The following is a 21,482-nucleotide window of genomic DNA, read 5'->3' as shown; positions in this document are numbered from 1 at the left end:
CGGGGAAAGGGGGATGGACCGGACAGGCAGGGACGGGGTTCCCATGGGTGAGGATCGCGGGATCGTCAGCATCCGCGTGAAGAACCGTGTGGCCCGGGTCATCACGGAGGCCCTTCAGCCGCCCATCACCGTGGCGCTGCTGCTGCTCCTCAGCCCGGCAATGGAACCAGGCTTTCCGGGCACCGTCTGGTTCGGCGCTGTAGCGGTGCTGTTTGTGTGCGTGCTGCCGCTGGCCGCCGTCGTGGTCCTGGTCCGGATCGGCAAGGTGACGGATCACCACGTCAGCGACCGCAAGCAACGCTTCCCGGTGCTCGCCATGTCGGTGGTGTCACTGCTCGCGGGGCTGGGAGTCCTGCTCGCCATCGATGCCCCGTACAGCGTCATCGTGGTGGTGCTGGCCATAGTGGGCGGTGTGGTGGTGCTCGCCGTCATCAGCCTGTTCTGGAAAATCAGCGGCCACGCCGGGGCCATCGCCCTGACCACTGTCATCACCGTGCTGATCCTGGGCGCGCCCTGGCTGCCGCTGCTGCTGCTGATTCCCGCTGTCGGGTGGTCCCGGGTGGTGCTGCGCGCCCATACGGTGGCGCAGGTTGTTGCCGGCGCCCTGGTGGGAGGCGGCGTCACCGCCGCGCTCTGGTGGCTGCTCCGCGAACTGCTGGTCCGGATCGGCTGACGCCTGGGGCTGGCTTAGTAGGCGGCGTAGGAGTTGGCCAGCAGCTGGGCCATGGCCGGATCCGCCGACATGCCTGCCATGCTCACCGCGGCGGCCAGCATGACGCCACATACGGCGGCGATGCCGCTGCTCACGAGGGTGAGGAACTTCCAGTCCTCGCGCAGGACGCTCTTCAGCGTGTCAGGCAGCTGCAGGTCGGGGGAGATGAGGTTCGGGGCGCTGTCCACCGAGCCGTCGTCGAGGAGGGCGATCACGCGGCCGGCGGAGCGGTCCACGCGCATGGCGCTGATGTGGTTGCCGTGGCGGGCAAGGAGGATGTCGTGACCGACGAGGTGGCGACGCTGGAGTGTAAGCACAGTGTTCCCCTGAAAGGTAGATTTGGGTTTGGCCGCACCATCGGGGGCACTCCAATTTTATCTTTCAGGGCATGCCGGATTGCCCGAAAACGGGGTGAGGCTGCCCACCAGCCCGGGTGATCCGCGTCAAGTCAGGCGGTACTGTGCCTAGCTGGCTCCGGCTAATCTGCTCCGTAGGTATTTGCGATGTAGACGTCGCAGGACGCGCTGTGGGCAACGCTGTTCGCCACACTGCCCAGCACGCGCCCCAGGCCCTGCATGCGGCGGTTGCCCACCACGATCATGCTTGCGTCGAGCCGGTCTGCCTCCCTGACCAGGGCTTCGGCGGGCTTGCCCCGCGCGGAGGAATAGGTGATCTGGAGCTCGCCGCCGGCCAGGGCAGCCGCCACATCCCGGGCGACCTTTTCCGCTTCCCCGGCGTCCGACACAATCCAGCGGTCACTGCCGCTGCCGAAGACTTCGGTCCGGTCGGTATCGAATGCTGACACGACATGCAGCCTCGCGCCCAGCGCCGCAGCCAGGTCCCGCGCCACTTCCGCTGCCTTGCGTGCGGTACCGCTTCCGTCCACACCCACAACAATTGTTCCCGCCATGGCCTTATCTCCTTTGATGTTGGTGACTTATCTGATATCCGCCGGTTTGCGGCCGCAGCTCAGGCCAGGGCGTCTATGGCTTCCCGCAGCACCGGAGCCAGGCGTCGCACACCCTCGGCGATGGCCTCCGGCGGAACGGCGCTGAAAGCCAGGCGGAGTTTGTTCGACGGGGAGTCCGAATGCGTGAAGGCCGCGCCGGGAATGAAGACGACGCCGGCATCAATCGCCTTGTGGAGCAGGGGGTATGTGTCCACGCCCTCCGGCAGGGTCACCCAGACGAAGAATCCGCCCTGCGGCCGGGTCCAGCTGAGTCCCTCTGGCATGTGCTTCTCCAAGGCCGCCAGCATGGCGTGGCAGCGCTCGGCATACAGCCCGCGGTACGTCTCGATCTGGCCCTTCCAGTCGTAGTCCCGGAGATAGGCCGAGACGAGCATCTGGTTCAGCGTGGGCGGGCAGAGCGTCACTGACTCGGAGGCGAGGTAGTAGCGGCGCTGCAGGTGGGCGGGAACCAGGGCCCAGCCGATGCGCAATCCCGGGGCAAAGATCTTCGAGAACGAGCCCATGTAGATGACGTCGTCGGGGTTGCCTGCGCGCAGCGGGGCCAGCGGCTCGCCGTCGAACCGCAGCAAACCGTAAGGGTTGTCCTCCAGAACCAGGACGTTGGCGCGGCGGCAGATGTCCACGATCTGCTGCCGGCGATCCTGCGCCAGCGTGATGCCCGACGGGTTGTTGAAGTTGGGGATGGTGTAGAGGAATTTGATGTTCTTTCCGGCGGTCTGGAGCGCCGCGATCCTGGCCTCGAGAAGCTCAGGCACCAGGCCGTCGTCGTCCATGGGGACGGCCTCCACCTGCACCTGGTAGGCCTCGAACGTGTTCAGCGCCCCCACGTAGGTGGGTTCCTCCACGAGGACCACGTCGCCGGGGTCGCAGAACACCTTGGTGGCCACATCCTGGGCGGACTGCGAACCCGCGGTGATCACCACGTTCTCCGGCCGGGCGTCCAGGATGCCTTCGGCGGCCATGACTTGGCAGATCTGCGTGCGCAGTTCCTCGGTGCCCTGGCCCCCGCCGTATTGGAGTGCAGTGAGGCCGTCCTCGGCGATGATCCGCGCGGCCGTTTGCGCGAGCTTTTCAAGGGGCAGGGACTGCAGGTAGGGGCTGCCGCCGGCGAGCGAGACCAGGCCCGGCCGCATGGAGATGTCGAAAACATCGCGGACCGCCGACTGCTTGATGTTCGCCGCGCGCTCGGAGAAGAGTTCGTCGTGGCGGTGGGCTGATGTCGCGGCCCGCTCGATGGCGTCGATGGCTTCGGCGGGGAGGACGGCTGCGGCGGCGTCGAGTGTCTCGTGGGTCACACCCCCAGAGTACAGCCATTGGTTGCTGATTAGGCAACAGCTGTTGATCAAAAATCTCGAAGGGAATCTGAACTGGTGCCTGAGGACGCCTTTACGTCCGGCAGGGCAGGGCATGGAATGGAGCCATGACGTCACTCGAGCCTACGCCCGCCCTGTCCCAGCCCGCCAAGGCCGACGCCTTCCGCCAGATGCACGGGGGCGGCGCTGTTCCGCTGGTCCTCGTCAACGTCTGGGACGCCGCGTCGGCCCGGCTGGTGGAGAAGGCGGGGGCGCGCGCCATTGCCACCTCCAGTTCGGCCATCTCGTGGAGCCTCGGGTTTCCGGACGGCAGCCACGTGCCGCCGGGCCTGGCCTTCGAGGCGCTCCGCAGGATTACCGCGGCCGCCACCGTCCCGGTGACGGCGGACATCGAAGCCGGGTACGCGGGTGCGGACGGCGCTTTCGACGACGGCCTGCTCCGGCAGGCCGTCACGGCGGTGCTGGAGGCAGGCGCGGTGGGCGTGAATATCGAAGACTCGGGCGGGACGTCCCTCACAGCCGTGGACGAGCAGGCCCGCAGGATCAGTCTGGTCCGCAGCATCGCAGCGGAGTCAGGTGTGGGCCTCTTCATCAATGCCCGGACGGACACGTACCTTTCCGGGCAGTTCGGGGACTCCGCCTTCGAAGAGACGCTGGAGCGTGCCGAGGGCTACCTCGCCGCGGGAGCCGACGGAATCTTCGTTCCCGGCGTGACAGACCTCCATATCCTCCATGAACTCAGCAGGCGGATAGCGGCGCCGCTCAATGCCCTGGCCGGCGTCGGGTCGGCTTCAGTGGGCGAACTGCACGACGCCGGTGTTCGGCGGGTCAGCATCGGCGGCAATGCGGCGAAGGCGGCATACGCTACGGTTTCCCGCGTGGCAGCCGAAATCCTGGGCGACGGCAACTGGTCCGAACTTGCCGGTTCGCCGAGCCATGCTGAGATGGATGCCCTGTTCTTCGGGGAGCCGGGCTCCCTCGGGACGCCGGGTGCCTGACCTCCGGGGCCCATGTCCGGGCGGGCTACCGGAGGCCGAGAACGTCGGCAAGCGGTACCCCGCCGACGTAGATTTCCGCCCGGACGGCACCCGCGGCGGTGACGGCTGTATGGGTGAGCTGCGCTTCAATCCGCGGAAGATCGCAGACGCCGCCGGGCTGCACCGCGCCGGTCAGGTTCACCACCACGGTGGTGCCGTCCAGGTAGCCGGAGACGTACTGGAGCGAGGAAGCTGACAGCGCGTTGTACAGTCCGCTGGCCGGCGGCGCGCCCGGGCCGGACAACAGCCGGCTCATGGCGGCCTGCAGCGGCTCGCTGATGGTGGAGTCGGCATTGTGCACTGCCACCAGGCTGTCGTTGCAGCCGAAGCGCACGCCGGACCGGCCGCCGTCGTCGAGGGCAACGTAGTAGACCGCAGTGCCGGCGCTGGCAGCGCCGGAGGGCTCACCCGTACCGCCACCCGGTGGGGTGGAACCCGGTGCGTCGGAGCCGGTTGTGGGCCCGGGGGAAGCGGGGCCGGCTGCGGTTCCGGAAGCAGGCGCGGGCTGGTGCCCGGTTCCGCCCGGCAACTGTGCCGGGGTGTCCGGACCTGCGACGCCGGCCCCCAGGCCGCTGGACGGAAGGCTGCCAGGGTTTGATCCGCTGCCGGCTGATCCGCCAACAGTCGCGCCGCCCGGGTTTGAGCCCGCGGACGGGGGAGCTGAACCGGCAGAAGGCACGGGTTCGGAAACCCCGGCCGCTGTTCCCTGACCTGTTGTGCCTTGACCGGCACCCTGGCCGGAGGCTCCCAGCGCGGAGCCCAGGCCGGATCCGGAGGCGGTGGGCGCGCCGGCTTCCTCGGGCGGGCTCACCGGAGGCGCCGGGCGGGGTTCGGGGGCCGCGGCAGGGGCGGCCCCGGCGTCGTACGCATTTTGGAGGGGGGCGCAGGAGACAAGCCACAAGGGGAGCGTCAGGCAGAAGACGGCCACCGCCGTCGTCAGCGGTTTGACTCCCCAGCTCGACTTCATGACTGCACCGCACTCCCTGCCCCGGCACGTCCCGTACATCAACGTTACGGCGGGGCGGCGGGGCGGGGAACGGTGCCCGGGTGTCAGTTTGGCTGCAGCTCAGTCACGGATTGGTTGCAGCCCGTCCCCGCTGGCGGAAAGCAGGCAGAGGCCGGAAGAAAGCGCATGCCCCCGGCCGCTGGACGGCCGGGCGCATGCGAAGGAGGAAAGCTGCTTAGGCAGCTGCTCCGGCAGGCTCGACGGCGGCAAGGGCACCGAAGAGTTCCTTGATCTGCCCAACCACCTCGGCGTCGTCCTTCGGGTGGGTTTCCGCGAAGCGGACCATGGAGCCGGGGACGGCGAGCTTGGCGTCCTCCAGGACGCGGGCGCCGGCGATGCCGACGGCCTTGCGGGCCTCGTCCTGGGCCCAGACGCCGCCGAACTGGCCGAAGGCGGTGCCGACAACGGCGGTGGGCTTTCCGGCGAGGGCGCCCGCGCCGAACGGGCGGGACAGCCAGTCGATGGCGTTCTTCAGCGAGGCGGGCATGGTGCCGTTGTGCTCGGGGGTGACCAGCAGCAGGGCATCTGCCTGGCCGGCGGCCTCGCGCAGCGCGGTGGCTGCTGCCGGGACCTGGCCTTCGACGTCGATGTCCTCGTTGTAGAACGGGATGTTGCCCAGGCTCTCGTGGATCACAATCTCGACGCCTTCCGGCGCGTTCAGCTGGATGGCTTCGGCAAGCTTGCGGTTGTGCGAATCGGCGCGCAGGCTTCCCACCAGGGCGAGTACGGTGCTCTTGGACATGTGAACTCCTTAGGTCTTGCCGCGGAACGCTCCGCGGCGAGTGGTTCTGGAGGCGTTTGGTGCCTTCATCAAGACTAAACGGACTGCGGTCCGGATATTATTCCCGGGTCTAGAATGCTTGGTGTGAGCCTCATCCCAATTCGCCCGGGGTCCTCCTCCGGGTCCGGGTCCTCGCCCGGCTCCGGAACGGAACGCAGCGATGCTGCCCGCAACCGGGAGTTGCTCCTTTGTGCTGCCCGGCAGCTCGTGGAGGAGTGCGGCGCCGACGGCGTGACCATGGACAAGCTGGCGGAGCGCGCAGGCGTGGGCAAAGGGACTGTGTTCCGCCGCTTCGGCAGCCGCGCCGGCCTCATGATGACCCTGCTCAGCGACGCCGAGTCCGAATTCCAGGGCCGCTTCATGTTCGGTCCGCCGCCGCTTGGTCCCGGGGCGCCTCCGCTGGAACGGCTGATCGCCTTCGGTGCCGAACGCATCCGCTACGTCCTGGAATACGGTGAGCTTGCGAGGGCCGCGGAAGCGTCCCTGCACAACAGGTTCGAGGCACCCCCGGCGGTGCTGTGGCACCGGCACATCGAGCACCTGCTGCGCTCGGCGGGCTTCGATGCGGACCCGTGGCTGATGGCCATGTCCCTCAGCGCAACCCTCGATCCCGAACGGCTGTTGCACGCCGTCCGCGTGCAACACGTTTCGCCGGAACGGCTGGAGGAGTCCTGGCGCGAGCTCGCCACCCGCGTCGTTGGGGGTAGCGTGGCACCATGAGCACCGATTCCTCCACGTCCCCCGCCCCCATACGCACCGCCGTGGTGGGCTTCGGCCTGTCCGGCCGGGTTTTCCATGCCCCGCTGGTCGCTGCGGACCCCAGCTATTCGCTGGACGTGATCGCCACCTCTGACCCCGGCCGGCAGGCCGCCGCTGCCGGGCAGTACCCCGCCGTGAAAACAGTGCCCGACGGCGATGCCGTCCTTGCGCTGGCCGCTGACCTTGACCTTGTGGTGCTGGGGACCCCGCCGGCCACCCATTACCCGCTGGCGAAGGCCGCGCTTGAGGCCGGGCTCGACGTCGTCGTCGACAAGCCGTTCGCCGTGACGAGCGCCCAGGGGCAAGAACTGATCGCGCTCGCAGAGCGGCTGGGGCGGGTGCTGACGGTGTTCCAGAACCGGCGCTGGGACGGGGACTACCTCACGGTCAAGGCCCTGCTGGAGGGCGGTGTGCTGGGTGAGGTGACGCGGTTCGAGTCACGCTTTGAACGGTGGTCGCCCGAAGTTTCCAAGGCCTGGAAGGCGGAGGCCACGGCGGCCGACGGCGGCGGTGTCCTGTTCGACCTCGGCACCCACCTCCTGGACCAGGCGCTGCAGCTCTTCGGCCCGGGAACAGTGGTCCACGCCGAGCTCCTGGCCCGGCGCCCGGGCGAGAAGACAGACGACGACTGCTTCGTGGTCCTGCGGCACGGGAACGGTGTGTTCAGCCATCACTGGATGAACATGCTCTGTGCCCAGCAGGGACCGCGCTACCGGGTCCTCGGCTCCGGCGGCGGCTACACCAAGCACGGCGTGGACCCGCAGGAGCCTTACATCGTCGCCGGCGGGAGCCCGCTGGACGCGGAGTACGGTGTGGAGGCCGCCGAATGGGCCGGGCAGCTGGGCAGGGACGGGCACCTGGACCGGCTGCCGACCGAACGCGGGAACTATCCGGAGTTCTACCGGATCCTCGCAGCGAAGATCTCCGACGGCGGCACTGCCTCGGCCCTGCCGGTTCCGGTGGACCCGGCCGGGCCCGTCGAAGTCCTCAAGCTGATAGAACGGGCACGCGAACTGGCCGGTTAAGCAGCATCGGCTGCTCCGTAACTGCCGTTCTGAGGGCTCAAAAGGGCGGTTACGGAGCAGCCGACGGTGGTGGTGCTACGCGGAAACCAGCTCGTGCCAGTCCTTTACGAGGGGCAGGTTGTGCGCCTCGGAGACGGAGCGGTGTGCCACGTGGCCTGCGGCGATGTTCAGGCCGGCGGCCAGGGCCGGGTCCTTCTCAAACGCAGCCTTGACGCCGAGGTTGGCCAGGGCCACGCCGTAGCGGAGCGTGACGTTGGTCAGCGCGTAGGTGGAGGTGTTCGGGACGGCGCCGGGCATGTTGGCCACGCAGTAGAAGATCGTGTTGTGGACCTTGTACGTGGGTTCCTGGTGCGTGGTGGGGTGGGTGTCCTCGAAGCAGCCGCCCTGGTCCACGGCGATGTCCACCAGTACCGAGCCGGGCTTCATGCGGGCCACGAGTTCGTTGGTCACCAGCTTGGGTGCCTTGGCGCCGGGGATCAGGACGGACCCGATCACGAGGTCGGCGTCAACCACGGACTTCTCGATCTCGTACTTGTTGGATGCCACGGTCTTGAGCCGGCCCTGGTACTGGGCGTCGAGTTCGCGCAGCCGGTTGATGTTGATGTCCAGGATGGTGACGTCGGCGCCGAGGCCCAGCGCCATGGCGGCTGCGTTGGTGCCGGCGACACCTGCGCCCAGGACCACAACCTTGGCGGGGCGGACGCCCGGAACGCCGCCGAGGAGCACGCCCTTGCCGCCGGCCGGCGCCATCAGGGAGGTCGCGCCGACCTGGACGGAGAGCCGGCCGGCCACCTCGGACATGGGGGCGAGCAGGGGCAGGGTGCGGCCTTCCTGGACGGTCTCGTAGGCGATGGCGGTGACGCCGGAGTTGATGAGGGCCTGGGTGAGTTCGGGCTCGGCGGCCAGGTGCAGGTACGTGAAGAGGATCAGGTCCTTGCGGAAGTGGTGGTACTCGGCCTTGATGGGCTCCTTGACCTTCATCACCATGTCCGCGCGGGACCAGACCTCGTCGGCGTCGGCGATGATTTCGGCGCCCGCGATGGCGTATTCCTCGTCCGTGATGCCGGAACCCAGGCCTGCGCCGCGCTCCACCAGGACCGTGTGGCCGTGGGTGCGGAATTCGTGAACGCCGGCTGCCGTGATGGCGACGCGGAATTCGTTGTTCTTGATCTCTTTGGGGACACCGATGATCATTTTTTGGGCTCCAGATTCGATGGCTGCAAGGCCGGAATGTGTGGGGGAAGTTGTGATTCCAGAATAGATCCGGCTGTGAGGCGCACTACAGGAATCCGCCGCTGGGCCCCCAGCTCAACCGCGTGTTTCCGCGGTTTTCAAGTACGGCGGCTCGACTAATGTCGAACGCTCGGGCGTCAGGTGTCGCCTGATGTCCGTTCGCCCGGGGCCCCCTGCGGGACGTAGTCTGTCACCATGCAGCAGGATGTGGAACAGCTCGTCGAGCGGGTGGCCGTGAAGCTGGGCCGCGGGCTTTCCCTGGAGGACCTCGACGGCGTTTTGCTCGCCTACAGCTCCAACCAGTCGCATGCGGACCGGGTCCGGGTTAACTTCCTGCTCAGCAAGCGGGTGCCGCTGGACGTCAAAAACTGGCAGCTCTCGCACGGCATCGCCACCGCGGTACGCCCTGTGGTGGTGCCTGCCAACGAGGAACTGGGGATGCTCGGGCGCGTCTGCGTCCCGCTGCTGGTCCGTGGGTTCCGGGTAGGTTACCTCTGGGTGCAGCTGGACGTGGAAGATCAAAGTGCGACGGCGATCCTCGCCGAACTGCCCGGCGTCCGGGACGAGCTGGACCTGCTGTCCGGACTCCTGCTGGACTCCAACACCGCGGAATCCGAGTTCAGGCGCAGCCGCGAACGGGAGTTCCTGGCGGCCTGCGCCGGGGAAACCAATGCGGTGGCTGCCGTGGCGGGCTGGAAGGAAGTGCAGGACCGCGGGCCCTGGCAGCTGGTCACCGTCCTTGATGCCGACGGCTGGATGGCCGGTCCGGATCCGATCGCCTCGACCCTCATCCACCGCGCTGCGGCGCTGCAGGCCACCATCGGCGTGGACGCCGTTCTGTTCAGCGCCGGCGCGGAAACCCATTCGGTGCTCCTTTTCCGGGAGTCCACCGGGCGTGCCAGCCAGGCCCAGGTTCTGGTGCACTACCAGCTGGAGCTAGCCAAGCGTTCCGGCAGGTCCGTGGAGCGGATCATCCTGGGAACCAGTGAGGGATTCAGCCGCATCAAAGACCTGGGCGAGGCGTACCGGCAGTCCAAGGTTGCCGCCCTGGCAGCAGCGGTTGATCCGCGGCTCGGCGAGCTCGTGGATTGCCGGGCAACGGGCGTCTACCAGCTCCTGGCGTCGGCCGGCGGCGGGGCCGGGGTCTGGAGCGATGCAAGTTCGGTGAATTTCCGGGCCCTGGAGGACCATGACCGGAACGGGGAGCTGCTTCCCGTCCTGGAACTGCTCTACGACAATGACGGCTCCGTCCAGGATGTGGCCGAAAAACTGCACCTGCACCGCAGCAGCATCTACAACCGGCTGGGCCGCATCCGTCAGCTGCTCGGCGTCGATCCGCTCAAGGGGATGGTGCGGCTGGAGCTGCACGCCGCCCTGAAAGCCCGGCGCTGGGCATCACGGCCAAGAATCTGAGGAACCGGCTAGGCGGCGTTGCCTTCGCCGCTGGGTAACTGGCCGCTGGGTAACTGCTCGGCGGCTCGTTCGGCAGGACGATCTGTGATCCGCTCGGCGGTCCGTTCCAGCGCGACGCCCTCGGGAAGATGTTGCGGGAGCCCGTGGATCCGGGTGCGGAACTTGGCGACGCGGCTCTGGACCCACAGGGATACTGCCACGAAGACCACGCAGCTGGAGGTGAAAACGGCGGTGTTGTTCAGGCCCATGATGATTCCCAAGGCAGCCGCCACACCCATGGCGACGATGCCCGCCACGATGTGCAACCCCCTGAATCTCACCACGAGTAAAGAGTAACCCCGGGCGCAAGCCGGAAACCCTGGTTCCGGGGGATCGTTGCTTGATCCTTATCACCCCGTCATTTTTGCGTGCACAGCGGCAATTTACTGCCCGCGCAGCGAAGCAAGGAGCCTAGTCCCGGAGGGTGATCAGCTTCCAGGGCAGGCGCGTGGGGTTGGCGGGCGAAACGTCCACGGAGATGTCGGCCCGTGCCATGTCCTCTTCCAGGAACAAGGTTCCTGTGGCGATGCGTGCGTTGTTGGACGCGATGACGCGGCCATTGGGTCCAAGCAGCACCACTATCGGCTCGCGGAGCTGAAGGGCACGGAGGAAGATTCCCTCAAGGTTCGCGAGGGTCAGGTCGCATCCCAGGATCTGAATCCCCTGCGCGGTGGGCGCCGGAACGCAAAGCGTGATGATGTTGACGTTGATGCCGCCGAAATCAACGTAGGGTCCGACGGCCACGGGCTGTCCGCTGGCGGACGGAATGGTGAACCAGTCGCGGGTTGTGTAGTCGTAGTAATTCAGGGAGTCCGGGTTGAGGTCATGCGTGACGAAGCGGGGTTCGCCCGTCCGCTGAGTCCGCCACCATTCCAGCCAGTGGGTCGCTTCCCGGAGGCTCCCCGGTGCGTAGGCGATGCCGGCTCCGACGATGATGTCCGAGTGCTGCTTGATGAAATTGGCCAGTTCCTGCTTCAGGTACAGGAATTCGCTGCGGCGGGGTACGCCTGATGCCGTCGCCGCCGCGGCCGTGACTGTGTCCGCGATTTTCTCCAGGTCGACGAAAACGCGGCTGATGCTCGAGGAGAGTGCGGCGGCTGTCCGCTCGAGGGCTTCTTCTACGGTCTCCACGTCACGCACCTTCTTCGGGCCGCATCGTCAATCTGAGATGCTGCTCTATCAAGTATTCGGTCTCGTTTCGGCTGTGGCGCTCTGCCGCGCTGGCGGCCGCGTCAGCGTCCCGCGCCCGGATGGCATCAACGATTGCGGCGTGTTCTTCCACGGACTTGCCGTTATTACCGGCCTGGCTGGAGTGCCCCCACCACAGGGTCATGAGTTCGGCTTCAAGCTGAAGGGCGACCGAGGTCAGCCTGCTGGACTGCGCGGCGATGCTGACGGCAACGTGGAACCGGCTGTCCATCCGGCGGCGCGCCCGGTCATCGGCCGAATCCCGGTGGCGTCTCGCCAGATCCTCGAGGTGCTCCACATTCTTGGGATCCGCCCGGCCGGCGGCAAGCCGCGCCGACATTGACGCGATGGCGGCACCCAGGTCGCCGAGGTCCCTGAGCGCCTCGGTGCTGGTTTCCCGAAGCTTGTCCTGCAGTTGTGAATCTGTGAATTCGATTTGCCGCCGAATCACACTGCCGCCGCTGCGTCCCCGGCTGGTTTCGATCAGGCCCTTGGTCCGCAGGGCGGCAAGGGACTGCCGGAGGGTGATCGGGGAGATGCCCAGTTCCCCGGCAAGCACGGACTCCGTGGGCAGCCTGTCGCCTTCGGTGAGGATGCCCATCAGAATGGCGGTTTCGATCTGGTAGGAGACCTGGTCCGCCCGGCCCAGCCCCTCCGGTTCGCTTCCGCGCAGGAGGAGCAGCAGGTCGAGCGCGGAGGTGGAAATTGCCGCACTTTCCATTCCCAGGCCTCCTGCTGTCCGTGGCTCAGATCTCACCGGCGCCGATGCCCGGCTCTTCGGGTGCCGGCGCCATTCCGATTACCTTCAATCTTTGCACGTTTAACGTTTTCGGCCACTGCCGCGCCGGGTAAGGCGCTATTTTCCGGTCCCGCCCTCGGAGGTCCGTCCGGCGGCGGCTTCCCCGGCAGCACCGGCCGCCGCCTGCTTCTTTTTCTGCCCCTCCAGCCAGCTCATGATGGCTGCCAGCCTGATGCGGCGGTGTGTGCCGCGGTATTCCACCGGTATCTCGCCCCGGTCCGTCATGTTCCGCAGGTAGGTGTGGGAGATCCCGGCCAGTTCGGCCGCCTTTGAGGTGGTCAGCATTTCCTCCACGCTGCTCACGGTCACCGCTTCGCCGCGGCTGAACCTTGCCAGGAGGTCCACGACGGCGTCCCTCGCCTGCGGCGGGAGGCGGTGGACGGTGCCGTCCACGAACACGGTGATGTCAGTGCCGCCGTCGAGCGCGCGCTGCAGCGCCAGCGCGTCTTCGGCAGGAAGGGCGGGCGCCACCCTGGGAGCAATCAGAGCCATGGCAGAAGCCTAGCCGTTGCGGAACGGTGCGTTGGGTATGCTCGGCGGATGAGACTTGCCAGCGGTGCAGCAGTGACGGCGAACGGCCTGACCGGCCGCCTGTACTCGTCCAACGCGCCGTCGGCCGCGGGGCGACCGGCCTACGTGCTGCTCCACGGCATCGGCGTCTCGCACCGCTACCTCGCCCGGCTTCACGTCGAACTTGCCCAGGGCTCGGATGGACAGGGAGCGGATGGGAAGAGCGGGCAGACGGGGGGCGCCGATCAGGGCGCCGCCGTCTACTCCTTCGACTTGCCGGGGTTCGGGGGCACACCCCGTCCCGGGCGCCAGGTGACAGTTGGCGAATATGCGGCCTTCGTCGCGGCGGTCCTGGCGGAGCGTGGCGTCGGGTCCTGCATTGTGGTGGGCCACTCCATGGGCGCGCAGTTCGGGGTGGAGTTGGCGCTTCAGGAGCCCGGGCTGGTGACCCGGACCGTGCTTCTGGGTCCTGTGGTGGATCCCGCGCGCAGGAGTGCCGCCTGGCATGCGCTGGCGCTGACGCGGGATGCCCTGTTCAGCGAGCCGCCAACCACCAACGCCGTGGTCTTCACCGATTATTTCCGGACGGGGATGCGGTGGTACCTGACCGAACTGCCCGTGATGATGGAGTATCCATTGGACTTGCGGATTCGGGGCGTAGGCCAGCCGGTGCTCGTGCTCCGCGGCGGAAGGGACCCGATCGCCCGCCGGCCGTGGTGCGAACTCCTCTCCGCACAGGCACCTGACGGTGCGTTTGCCGAGGTGCGCGGACGCGGGCACGTTGTCCAGGATACCGCTACCGAGGATGTCGCCCGGATCATCCGGCACTGGGCCGGCACCGCCGCCGAGGGTTCTGCGGCGGCCGGCGGCTCCATGGCGTGAAGCCCGAAAAGCAGGCAGGCCCCCGGTACCCCGGGCACCTGCCCGCTCCGGCCGAACTACAGGCCGAGCTCTTCCAGAACGGGCAGCTTCTCCCGGACCCAGGCCCGGGCTTCGACGGCGCTTGGCGCGGACAGGGCCAGCTTGGCCAGCTCCTGGGCCTCCGCCAGGGTGACGGTCTTCAGCACGGCGGCCACCGCAGCCAGCGACCGGGCGGTCATGGACAGGGTGGTGACGCCCAGGCCGGTCAGCACGACGGCGAGGGCAGGGTCCGCAGCGGCCTCGCCGCAGACGCCCACCGGCTTGTTGTGTCCCTCGGCCCTGGAACCCTCAACGGTCAGGCCGACGAGGCGCAGCACCGCGGGCTGCCACGGCGTGTTCAGCCCTGCGAGCGGACCCAGCTGGCGGTCGGCGGCCATGGCGTACTGGGTGAGGTCGTTGGTTCCCAGGCTGGCGAACCCCACTTCGCGCAGGATGGTGTCGGCCGTGAGGGCGGCGGACGGAACCTCCACCATCACGCCCGGCGTCTTGATGCCGGCCTCGGCGCACATGGTGGCGAAACGGGCCGCCTCCTCCGCCGTCGAAATCATCGGAGCCATGACCCAAACGTCAGCCTCCGACTCCTTTTCGGCCTTCGCGATCGCCTCCAGCTGCCGATCCAACACTCCCGGAGTGGTGAAGTCGGTGCGGTAGCCGCGAACGCCCAGCGCCGGGTTGGGTTCGGTGGAGTCGGTGAGGAACGGGAGCGGTTTGTCCGCGCCGGCATCCAGGGTGCGGAGCACCACCTTCTTGCCGGGGAAGGCGTCGAACACGCCCTTGTACGCGGCGGCCTGTTCCTCGACGGTGGGCTCGGTGTCACGCTCAAGGAAGCAGAACTCGGTGCGGAACAGGCCCACGCCCTGGGCGCCGAGCTTGGCCGCCGCCTGGGCGTCCTTGGCCCCGCCCACGTTGGCGAGGAGGGGCACCAGGTGGCCGTCCGCCGTCGAACCCGTACCGCTGAACTCGGCCAGTAGGGACGCCGTGGCGGCCCAGGCCTCGGCGGCTGCGCGCAGTGAGTCGTCCGGGCCGGCCGTGATGGAACCGGCGGCGCCGTCGACGTAAACCTCGGTGCCGTCCGGGAGTTCGTCCACGCCGACGGCGGCCACGACGGCGGGCAGGCCGAGTGAGCGGGCGATGATCGCGGTGTGGGACTGCGGACCGCCGCCGGCCGTCACGAGTGCGAGGACCTTGTTGGGATCGAGGGTGGCGGTGTCGGCTGGGGCCAGGTCCTCGGCCACCAGGATGAACGGTTCGTTCGACGTCGGGATGCCCGGGGCGGGCACTCCGCGGAGTTCGGCCACGATGCGGGCGCGGACGTCCAGGACGTCGGTGGCGCGCTCCGCCATGTAACCGCCGAGGTTGTGCAGCATTTCCGAAACGGAGGAGCCGGATTCCCAGATGGCCCGTTGCGGCGAGGAACCGCGGGCGATCAGCTTCGCGGCGCCCTTAATCAGCATGGTGTCCTTGGCCATCAGGGCCGTGGCTTCCAGGACGGCCTTGCCATCACCGGTGGCGTGGTCCGCGCGGGCCTTGAGCTCATCATGGACGGCACCCGCCGCGGCCTTGAGCGCCGCCGTTGCCTCTTCGGGTGTGGTCCCGGCGGCCAGCTGCTCGCCGGCTGGAGGTTCGCTGATGGGCTTGGGCATTTGGCGGATCGTGCCGATGATGCGGCCGGGGCTGACGCCTACGCCTGGGAAGTTCTGCACTGAAGGTCCTCGTTCTCTGCCGGTTGCCAGGCCCGCCGGTATCTGCCCGGACGGGAGCCCGGAAGGTCGGAACGGCTGCGTCCGATGATGATTTGCGGTACCTGAAAAAATTGTATGTGATTCAGTTCATATAGCGTTGCTATAGGTGCTAGGGTAGCGGTTATGAGTTTCGATGGCCAGCTTCCGCCCAAGATGAGGCTGTTGCGTGCGGCAGCTGAGTTGCTGGCCAAGTCCGCGGGGGCGGCTGTTTCCACCCGCCAGATCACGCAGCTGGCGGGCGTTACAGCGCCCACCCTCTATCACCACTTCGGTGACAAGGAGGGCCTGTTTGACGCAGTTGTCGCCGCGGGCTTCGAAGAATATGTGGCGGGCGAGAGGGATTTCGCCCCGTCCGGACAGCCGCTGGTGGACATCCGGCGGATGTGGGACAACCACGTGCAGTTCGGCCTTAACCAGCCGGAACTTTATTTGGTCATGTTCGGTAATATCCGCCCGGAGAGCCGCCCCGCCATCGTTGCCGATGCGGAGGGCCTCCTGGAGGAAATGCTGAGCAAGGCGGCCGCGGCCGGGCAGCTGAATGTCCCGCCACGGGAAGCCGCCAGGAGCATCCTCGCCGCGAACGTGGGCGTGACGCTCATGCTGATCGCGGAACCGGCGGCGGAACGGAACCTTGAGCTGTCCACCATGACCCGGGACGCGATGATTTTTGCGGTGTCCAGGGACCAGGGGCGGGAAGCGGGACCGGAGGACTCCGGGAAGTCATCCGTGGTGGTGGCTGCCATCGCGCTGAACGCGGCGCTGCAGGCATCCCACTCGGACCAGCTCAGCAGCTCGGAACTCAAGCTTTTCCTCGAATGGCTCCACCGGATCTCCACCAGTTCCACCGGCTAGTCGAAACTATCGGACCATCCTGCGGTGCCGCAGGGACCACGTTAGGAATTCACATGGCAACAGAGACAGTTGCAAAACCCAAAACCAGCGCGCGGGTGCACGTCCAGAAATTCGGGACGTTCCTGTCCGGGATGATCATGCCCAACATCGGCGCCTTCATCGCCTGGGGCCTCATTACCGCGCTCTTCATTGAGAAGGGATACATTCCCGTTCCGGCACTCGGCGGCTTCGGCACGAATGCGGCCGGGGCTCCGAACGTGGGCCTCGTCGGCCCCATGATCACGTACCTGCTGCCGCTTCTGATCGGCTACACCGGCGGCAAGATGGTCCATGATGTCCGCGGTGGCGTCGTTGGCGCCATCGGCACTATGGGCGTGATCGTGGGTGCAGGCATCCCGATGTTCATCGGCGCCATGATCATGGGCCCGCTGGGCGGCTGGACCATGAAGAAGCTCGATGCGATCTGGCACGGCAAGGTCCGCCCCGGTTTCGAGATGCTGGTGAACAACTTCTCCGCCGGCATCTGGGGCGCCCTACTGGCCTTGCTTGGCTTCTACGGCATCTCGCCACTGGTTAGCGCCTTCAGCACGGCTGCCGGCAATGTGGTCCAGTTCCTGGTGAACAATGGGTTGCTGCCTCTGACCTCCATCTTCATCGAGCCTGCCAAGGTCCTCTTCCTCAACAACGCCATCAATCACGGTGTACTGACCCCGCTGGGCATCCAGCAGTCGCTGGAGCAGGGCAAGTCCATCCTGTTCCTGCTCGAGGCCAACCCGGGCCCCGGGCTCGGCCTTCTGCTTGCGTACATGTTCTTCGGCCGCGGCGCCGCCAAGGCCTCCGCTCCCGGTGCTGCGATCATTCACTTCCTGGGCGGCATCCACGAGATCTACTTCCCGTACGTTCTGATGCGCCCGCTGCTGATTCTCGCCACGATCGCCGGCGGCATGACCGGCATCGCTACCCTGGCCGTTACGGGCGCCGGCCTGGTTGCCCCGTCGGCCCCCGGGTCCATCATCGCTGTGCTCGCCCAGACCTCCCGTGACAGCTACTTCGGCGTGATCCTGTCCGTGCTGCTGGCCACCACCGTTTCCTTCCTCGTTGCCTCAGTGATCCTGAAGACCACCCGCCACAGTGACGAGGACGACCTCACCGCCGCTACCAGCCGCATGGAGGAGATGAAGGGCAAGAAGAGCTCAGTCGCCTCCACCCTCACCGGGGCAGGCGGCGGCGGGGTCGGAGTCCTGGCCGGTCCCATCAAGAACATCGTGTTCGCCTGCGACGCCGGGATGGGCTCGAGCGCCATGGGCGCCTCCGTGCTGCGCAACAAGATCAAGGCCGCCGGGTTCCCGGAGGTCAACGTCACCAACGCGTCCATCGCCAACCTCAGCGACACCTATGACGTGGTGGTCACGCATCAGGACCTCACCGAGCGTGCAAAGCCGGCCACGTCCAGCGCCGTCCACGTCTCCGTGGACAACTTCATGAACAGTCCGCGCTATGACGAGATCGTGGAGCTGGTCGAACGCAGCAATGCGGAAGAAACGGAGGCTCCTGCCGCTGGCGCAGCTACGGCGGCAGCAGCCCCGGCTGCCGCAACCACCTCCGAAACCGCCGCTGCCCCCGACGCCGGCGCAGCGCCGTCGGACATCCTGGTGCCGGAGAGCGTGGTCCTGAACGGCTCCGCCTCCACCCGGGATGCCGCGATCGACGAGGCGGGCCGGCTGCTCCTGGCGCGCGGGGCCGTGGACAACGACTACATCCTCGCTATGCACGAGCGCGAGGAGTCCGTGTCCACCTACATGGGCAGCTTCCTCGCCATCCCGCACGGCACCAACGCCGCGAAGGACCACATCAAGAAGTCAGCCGTCTCCGTGGTCCGCTACCCGGACGGCATCGACTGGAACGGCAAGCAGGTCAAGTTCGTGGTGGGCGTGGCGGGCATCAACAACGAACACCTGCACATCCTCTCCTCGATCGCGAAGGTCTTCACGAACAAGGCGCAGGTGGCGCAGCTTGAGGCGGCGACATCCGTTGAGGAAGTACTGGAACTGTTCGGAAAGGTCAACGCATAGTGAAGGCTGTACATTTTGGGGCCGGCAACATCGGCCGGGGGTTCGTAGGCCTGCTGCTGCACGAGGCCGGGTATGAGGTGGTGTTCGCGGACGTCGCGGACGCCCTGATTTCCCAGCTCGCCGCGGCGGACAGCTACAGCGTGCACGAGGTGGGGGAGAACCCCGCCGTGCGTACGGTGGACAACTTCCGGGCACTGAACTCCGGCACCCAGGAGGCGCAGCTGATCGAGGAAATCGCGACGGCGGATATCGTCACCACCGCGGTGGGTCCGCACATCCTGAAGTTCGTGGCACCCGCGATCGCCAAGGGAATTGCCGCCCGGGCCGCGGGACTGCCGCCGCTGCAGGTGATGGCCTGTGAGAACGCCATCAACGCCACGGACATCCTGCGCGAAGCGATTGTCTCGTCCTGGGACGAGGCCGCCGGGTCTCTGGCGGACTCGGCCGTGTTTGCGAACACGGCCGTGGACCGCATCGTGCCCAACCAGGAACCGGGCCAGGGCCTGGACGTGACGGTGGAGACGTTCTATGAGTGGGTCATCGACCGCACGCCGTTCGGCGGTGCCGCCCCGGTGATTCCGGGCGCCACCTTCGTGGACGAGCTCGGCCCTTACATCGAGCGCAAGCTGTTCACGGTAAACACGGGGCACGCGTCTGCTGCCTACTTCGGCTTCGAAGCCGGGCTGGAGAAGATCTCCGACGCCATGGCCGACGAGGACGTTGCCGCCGACGTGCGCGCCGTGCTCGACGAGACCAAGCAGCTGCTCGTGTCCAAGCACGGCTTCAGCTACGACGAGCAGGAGGCCTACGTCCAGAAGATCCTGGCCCGCTTCACCAACCCGCATTTGCCGGACACCGTGCACCGTGTGGGGCGCGCGCCGCTGCGCAAGCTCAGCCGGCACGAGCGCTTCATTGGTCCGGCGGCGGAACTGGCCGAACGCGGGATCGTCCCCGAGGCGCTGCTCGGGGCGATCGCAGCCGCCCTGCGGTTCAACGACCCCGCCGATGCGGAGGCCGTGGAGCTGGGCCAGATCCTGGCGGACTCCGACCCCACAGCCGCCACCGAGCGCATTACCGGGCTGGCGCAGGACCACCCGCTCTTCGCCGCGGTCTGCGGACTCGTCGAGGAGCGCAAGGCGGAGGACGTCGCCGCCCCCGCGTAGCCTTCCCGCTGCCGCGGCCCTGCTGCGCCACATAACGGCTGCACGACTGAACCGCTGCACGACTGAACCGCTGCACAACGAAACGCCCGACGCCGGAACTCATCCGAGTTCCGGCGTCGTGCATTAAGGGGCCTCATTCATACGCGTCCTCAGGTCCTGCCGCTTTTTTCCCGACGCGTCCTCAGGTCTTGTCGCCTTTTTCCTGACGCGTCCTCAGGTCCTGTCGCCTTTTACCTGACGCGTCCTCAGGTCCTGTCGCGTTTTTCCCGACGCGTCCTCACATCTTGTCGCCTTCGCCGCAACGCTCCCGCACTTGAAGCCGAGGCATGCCAGACCTACCTACGCCAAGTGCAGGAGGGTTTGAAGAGAATCTGCAGGACGTGAGGGACCGTTTGAGGAAAACCTGCAGGACGTGCGGAAGGGTTTGAGGAAAACCTGCAGGACGTGAGGAAGGGTTTGAGGAAAACCTGCAGGACGTGAGGAAGGGTTTGGGGCGGGCGGTTGGTGGCTAGCTCGCCTCGAGGCTCACGGCGGCAGCTTGGACCGCCTCGCGCAGCGGCGTGGTGGGGCGGCCGAGCAGGGAGCTGAGGTCTCCACTGGTGACCAGGAGGTCGCCGCGCGCAATGCCGAGGTCGCTGTCCGCCAGGACGGCTGCGTAGGACTCCGGCAGCCCGGCCTCCACGAGGACCTGGGTGTACTTCTCTGCTGGCAGATCCGTATACGTCACCGGCTTGCCGGACGCCGCGCTGACTTCACCGGCCAGCTGGCTGAGGGTGAAGGCGTCGTCCCCGCCCAGCTCATAGATCTTGCCCGCCTGGTCGTCCCGGAGCAGCACGGCCGCTGCCGCCGCGGCATAGTCGGCCCGGGCGGCGGCGCTGACGCGGCCTTCCCCGGCGCTGCCGAACACGGCGCCGTGCTGGACCTGAACCGGGAGCTGGCCGGTGTAGTTCTCCAGGTACCAGCCGTTGCGGAGCAGGACGAACGGGACGCCGGAGTCCCGGAGGATCTCTTCGGTGGCCAGGTGCTCGGCGGCCAGCTGCATGGCAGTGGTGTCCGCGTTGGCGATGCTCGTGTATCCGATCAGGCCCACGCCAGCCTCCTTGGCTGCGTTGATCGCGTTCCGGTGCTGCGCGACGCGCTGGCCCACCTCGCTGCCTGAAACCAGCAGGACCTTGTCCGCGCCGGTAAAGGCCTCCCGCAGGGATTCCGGCTGGCTGTAGTCGATGCTGCGGACTTGGACACCGCGCCGGCCGAGGTCGGCGATCCTGTCCACGGTCCGGCCCGCGGCCACGATCTGTTCCGCCGGGAGGCCGCTTTCAAGCAGTGCTTCGACGACGAGCCGGCCCAGCTGGCCGGTGGCTCCAGTAATGACGATGGTCATGATTAGTCCTTTCTGAGGTGACTGTCAGTAGTGCCAACCGGGCCCATTCCCGATTACTTCCCAAAAGAGAGTACGCACTTTCAGGTAAGGTACTGGCATGAAGGTAAGTACCCCAGTCAAGGTCCCCGCGTTCCCGTTCGCCGACGGGATCTTCCCCGCCGGTTGCCCGAGCCGGACCGTGCTGGATCATGTCACCAGCAAATGGGGTGTGCTGATCCTCGTAGCCCTGTCCGAAGGTCCCCAGCGCTGGAGCGAACTCCGCCGGCGCGCCGAGGGCATCAGCGAGAAGATGCTCGCCCAAACGTTGAAGACCCTTGAATCCGACGGTTTCGTCCGCCGGGACGCGCAGCCGATCATTCCTCCCAGAGTGGACTACAGCCTGACCGGCCGCGGGGAAGAGCTGGCCGCCCTGCTGCTGCCCTTGGTTGCCTGGGTGGCCGAGCACGCCGAGGCGATCGTGAGCCGCCCCCAGTCCTAGGCGGCAGCTTCAGGCGGCGCGGGCCGCGGTGTGTTCAAACTTCCGCGAACCCTTGATATTAGGTTACCTAACTATTAGGATACCTAAG

The 21,482-nt window shown here is 67.2% G+C and carries 22 protein-coding genes; 10 read left to right on the top strand and 12 right to left on the bottom strand.

Annotated elements, in window-relative coordinates:
* Nucleotides 1–43: 43 nt before the first annotated feature.
* Entirely contained in the window at nt 44–673 is a 630-nt protein-coding gene (locus tag AC57BR_RS01235; protein WP_496357976.1) for a phosphatase PAP2 family protein, read from the top strand.
* A 14-nt stretch (nt 674–687) separates the two neighbouring features.
* Here AC57BR_RS01235 and AC57BR_RS01230 read toward each other — a convergent pair whose 3' ends face one another.
* The 3 genes from AC57BR_RS01230 to AC57BR_RS01220 form a co-directional block, all read right to left on the bottom strand.
* Complete coding sequence (locus tag AC57BR_RS01230) at nt 688–1,029, bottom strand: hypothetical protein (RefSeq protein ID WP_494021558.1); 342 nt, start codon at nt 1,027–1,029, stop codon at nt 688–690.
* A 161-nt stretch (nt 1,030–1,190) separates the two neighbouring features.
* Nucleotides 1,191–1,622: a universal stress protein gene (locus tag AC57BR_RS01225; protein WP_496357975.1), complete on the bottom strand. Its 432-nt coding sequence runs from the start codon at nt 1,620–1,622 to the stop codon at nt 1,191–1,193.
* 59 nt (nt 1,623–1,681) lie between these two features.
* Nucleotides 1,682–2,977 carry an aminotransferase-like domain-containing protein gene (locus tag AC57BR_RS01220; RefSeq protein ID WP_496357974.1) on the bottom strand — a complete coding sequence of 432 codons (1,296 nt, stop codon included), beginning with the start codon at nt 2,975–2,977 and terminating at the stop codon, nt 1,682–1,684.
* Nucleotides 2,978–3,102: 125 nt separating this feature from the next.
* Here AC57BR_RS01220 and AC57BR_RS01215 point away from each other — a divergent pair, with 125 nt between their 5' ends.
* The gene (locus tag AC57BR_RS01215) at nt 3,103–3,993 is read left to right on the top strand and encodes an isocitrate lyase/PEP mutase family protein (RefSeq protein ID WP_496357973.1); all 891 of its coding nucleotides are present in this window, start codon (nt 3,103–3,105) and stop codon (nt 3,991–3,993) included.
* A 25-nt stretch (nt 3,994–4,018) separates the two neighbouring features.
* On the opposite strand, the gene AC57BR_RS01210 is transcribed toward AC57BR_RS01215, so the two are convergent.
* Nucleotides 4,019–4,999 (bottom strand): GerMN domain-containing protein, encoded by a 981-nt coding sequence (locus AC57BR_RS01210; protein WP_496357972.1) that lies wholly within the window; start codon nt 4,997–4,999, stop codon nt 4,019–4,021.
* A 214-nt stretch (nt 5,000–5,213) separates the two neighbouring features.
* Complete coding sequence (locus tag AC57BR_RS01205) at nt 5,214–5,780, bottom strand: NAD(P)H-dependent oxidoreductase (protein ID WP_496357971.1); 567 nt, start codon at nt 5,778–5,780, stop codon at nt 5,214–5,216.
* A gap of 123 nt (nt 5,781–5,903) precedes the next feature.
* On the opposite strand from AC57BR_RS01205, the gene AC57BR_RS01200 reads away from it, so the two are divergent.
* Both AC57BR_RS01200 and AC57BR_RS01195 read left to right on the top strand, forming a co-directional pair.
* Nucleotides 5,904–6,539 carry a TetR/AcrR family transcriptional regulator gene (locus tag AC57BR_RS01200; RefSeq protein WP_496357970.1) on the top strand — a complete coding sequence of 212 codons (636 nt, stop codon included), beginning with the start codon at nt 5,904–5,906 and terminating at the stop codon, nt 6,537–6,539.
* The gene (locus tag AC57BR_RS01195) at nt 6,536–7,603 is read left to right on the top strand and encodes a Gfo/Idh/MocA family protein (RefSeq protein ID WP_496357969.1); all 1,068 of its coding nucleotides are present in this window, start codon (nt 6,536–6,538) and stop codon (nt 7,601–7,603) included. The genes AC57BR_RS01200 and AC57BR_RS01195 overlap by 4 nt, the downstream gene beginning before the upstream one ends.
* 75 nt (nt 7,604–7,678) lie before the next feature.
* Here AC57BR_RS01195 and ald read toward each other — a convergent pair whose 3' ends face one another.
* Entirely contained in the window at nt 7,679–8,797 is a 1,119-nt protein-coding gene (gene ald, locus AC57BR_RS01190) for an alanine dehydrogenase (protein WP_496357968.1), read from the bottom strand.
* 234 nt (nt 8,798–9,031) lie between these two features.
* Between ald and AC57BR_RS01185 the strand changes: the two genes are divergently transcribed.
* Nucleotides 9,032–10,249, top strand: a complete 1,218-nt coding sequence (locus tag AC57BR_RS01185; protein WP_496357967.1) for a PucR family transcriptional regulator — start codon at nt 9,032–9,034, stop codon at nt 10,247–10,249.
* Between the two features lie 8 nt (nt 10,250–10,257).
* On the opposite strand, the gene AC57BR_RS01180 is transcribed toward AC57BR_RS01185, so the two are convergent.
* From AC57BR_RS01180 to AC57BR_RS01165, 4 genes are all read right to left on the bottom strand, one after another.
* Nucleotides 10,258–10,572 carry a hypothetical protein gene (locus tag AC57BR_RS01180; protein ID WP_496357966.1) on the bottom strand — a complete coding sequence of 105 codons (315 nt, stop codon included), beginning with the start codon at nt 10,570–10,572 and terminating at the stop codon, nt 10,258–10,260.
* A 127-nt stretch (nt 10,573–10,699) separates the two neighbouring features.
* Nucleotides 10,700–11,419, bottom strand: coding sequence for a cache domain-containing protein (locus AC57BR_RS01175; protein WP_496357965.1), 720 nt, complete (start codon nt 11,417–11,419; stop codon nt 10,700–10,702).
* 1 nt (nt 11,420) lies between these two features.
* Nucleotides 11,421–12,197: a FadR/GntR family transcriptional regulator gene (locus AC57BR_RS01170; RefSeq protein WP_496357964.1), complete on the bottom strand. Its 777-nt coding sequence runs from the start codon at nt 12,195–12,197 to the stop codon at nt 11,421–11,423.
* 135 nt (nt 12,198–12,332) lie between these two features.
* Nucleotides 12,333–12,767, bottom strand: coding sequence for a helix-turn-helix domain-containing protein (locus AC57BR_RS01165; protein ID WP_496357963.1), 435 nt, complete (start codon nt 12,765–12,767; stop codon nt 12,333–12,335).
* Between the two features lie 48 nt (nt 12,768–12,815).
* Here AC57BR_RS01165 and AC57BR_RS01160 point away from each other — a divergent pair, with 48 nt between their 5' ends.
* Nucleotides 12,816–13,667: an alpha/beta fold hydrolase gene (locus AC57BR_RS01160; protein WP_496357962.1), complete on the top strand. Its 852-nt coding sequence runs from the start codon at nt 12,816–12,818 to the stop codon at nt 13,665–13,667.
* 56 nt (nt 13,668–13,723) lie between these two features.
* Here AC57BR_RS01160 and ptsP read toward each other — a convergent pair whose 3' ends face one another.
* A complete protein-coding gene (ptsP, locus tag AC57BR_RS01155; protein WP_496357961.1) occupies nt 13,724–15,409 on the bottom strand; it encodes a phosphoenolpyruvate--protein phosphotransferase in 1,686 nt (561 codons plus the stop codon).
* Nucleotides 15,410–15,571: 162 nt separating this feature from the next.
* Here ptsP and AC57BR_RS01150 point away from each other — a divergent pair, with 162 nt between their 5' ends.
* From AC57BR_RS01150 to AC57BR_RS01140, 3 genes are read left to right on the top strand one after another with little or no spacing between them, the layout of a single operon-like run.
* Nucleotides 15,572–16,300 (top strand): TetR/AcrR family transcriptional regulator, encoded by a 729-nt coding sequence (locus tag AC57BR_RS01150; RefSeq protein ID WP_496357960.1) that lies wholly within the window; start codon nt 15,572–15,574, stop codon nt 16,298–16,300.
* A gap of 53 nt (nt 16,301–16,353) precedes the next feature.
* A complete protein-coding gene (locus AC57BR_RS01145) occupies nt 16,354–18,372 on the top strand; it encodes a PTS mannitol transporter subunit IICBA (RefSeq protein WP_496357959.1) in 2,019 nt (672 codons plus the stop codon).
* A complete protein-coding gene (locus AC57BR_RS01140) occupies nt 18,372–19,535 on the top strand; it encodes a mannitol-1-phosphate 5-dehydrogenase (protein ID WP_496357958.1) in 1,164 nt (387 codons plus the stop codon). Before AC57BR_RS01145 ends, AC57BR_RS01140 begins: the two co-directional genes overlap by 1 nt.
* 508 nt (nt 19,536–20,043) lie before the next feature.
* On the opposite strand, the gene AC57BR_RS01135 is transcribed toward AC57BR_RS01140, so the two are convergent.
* Nucleotides 20,044–20,916: an SDR family oxidoreductase gene (locus AC57BR_RS01135; RefSeq protein WP_496357957.1), complete on the bottom strand. Its 873-nt coding sequence runs from the start codon at nt 20,914–20,916 to the stop codon at nt 20,044–20,046.
* 97 nt (nt 20,917–21,013) lie between these two features.
* On the opposite strand from AC57BR_RS01135, the gene AC57BR_RS01130 reads away from it, so the two are divergent.
* Nucleotides 21,014–21,394 (top strand): winged helix-turn-helix transcriptional regulator, encoded by a 381-nt coding sequence (locus tag AC57BR_RS01130; RefSeq protein ID WP_496357956.1) that lies wholly within the window; start codon nt 21,014–21,016, stop codon nt 21,392–21,394.
* Nucleotides 21,395–21,482 lie beyond the last annotated feature (88 nt).

Source organism: Arthrobacter sp. BGA-UO-ETr-C19, assembly GCF_059568005.1.
This window is presented reverse-complemented; position numbering and strand designations above follow the sequence as displayed.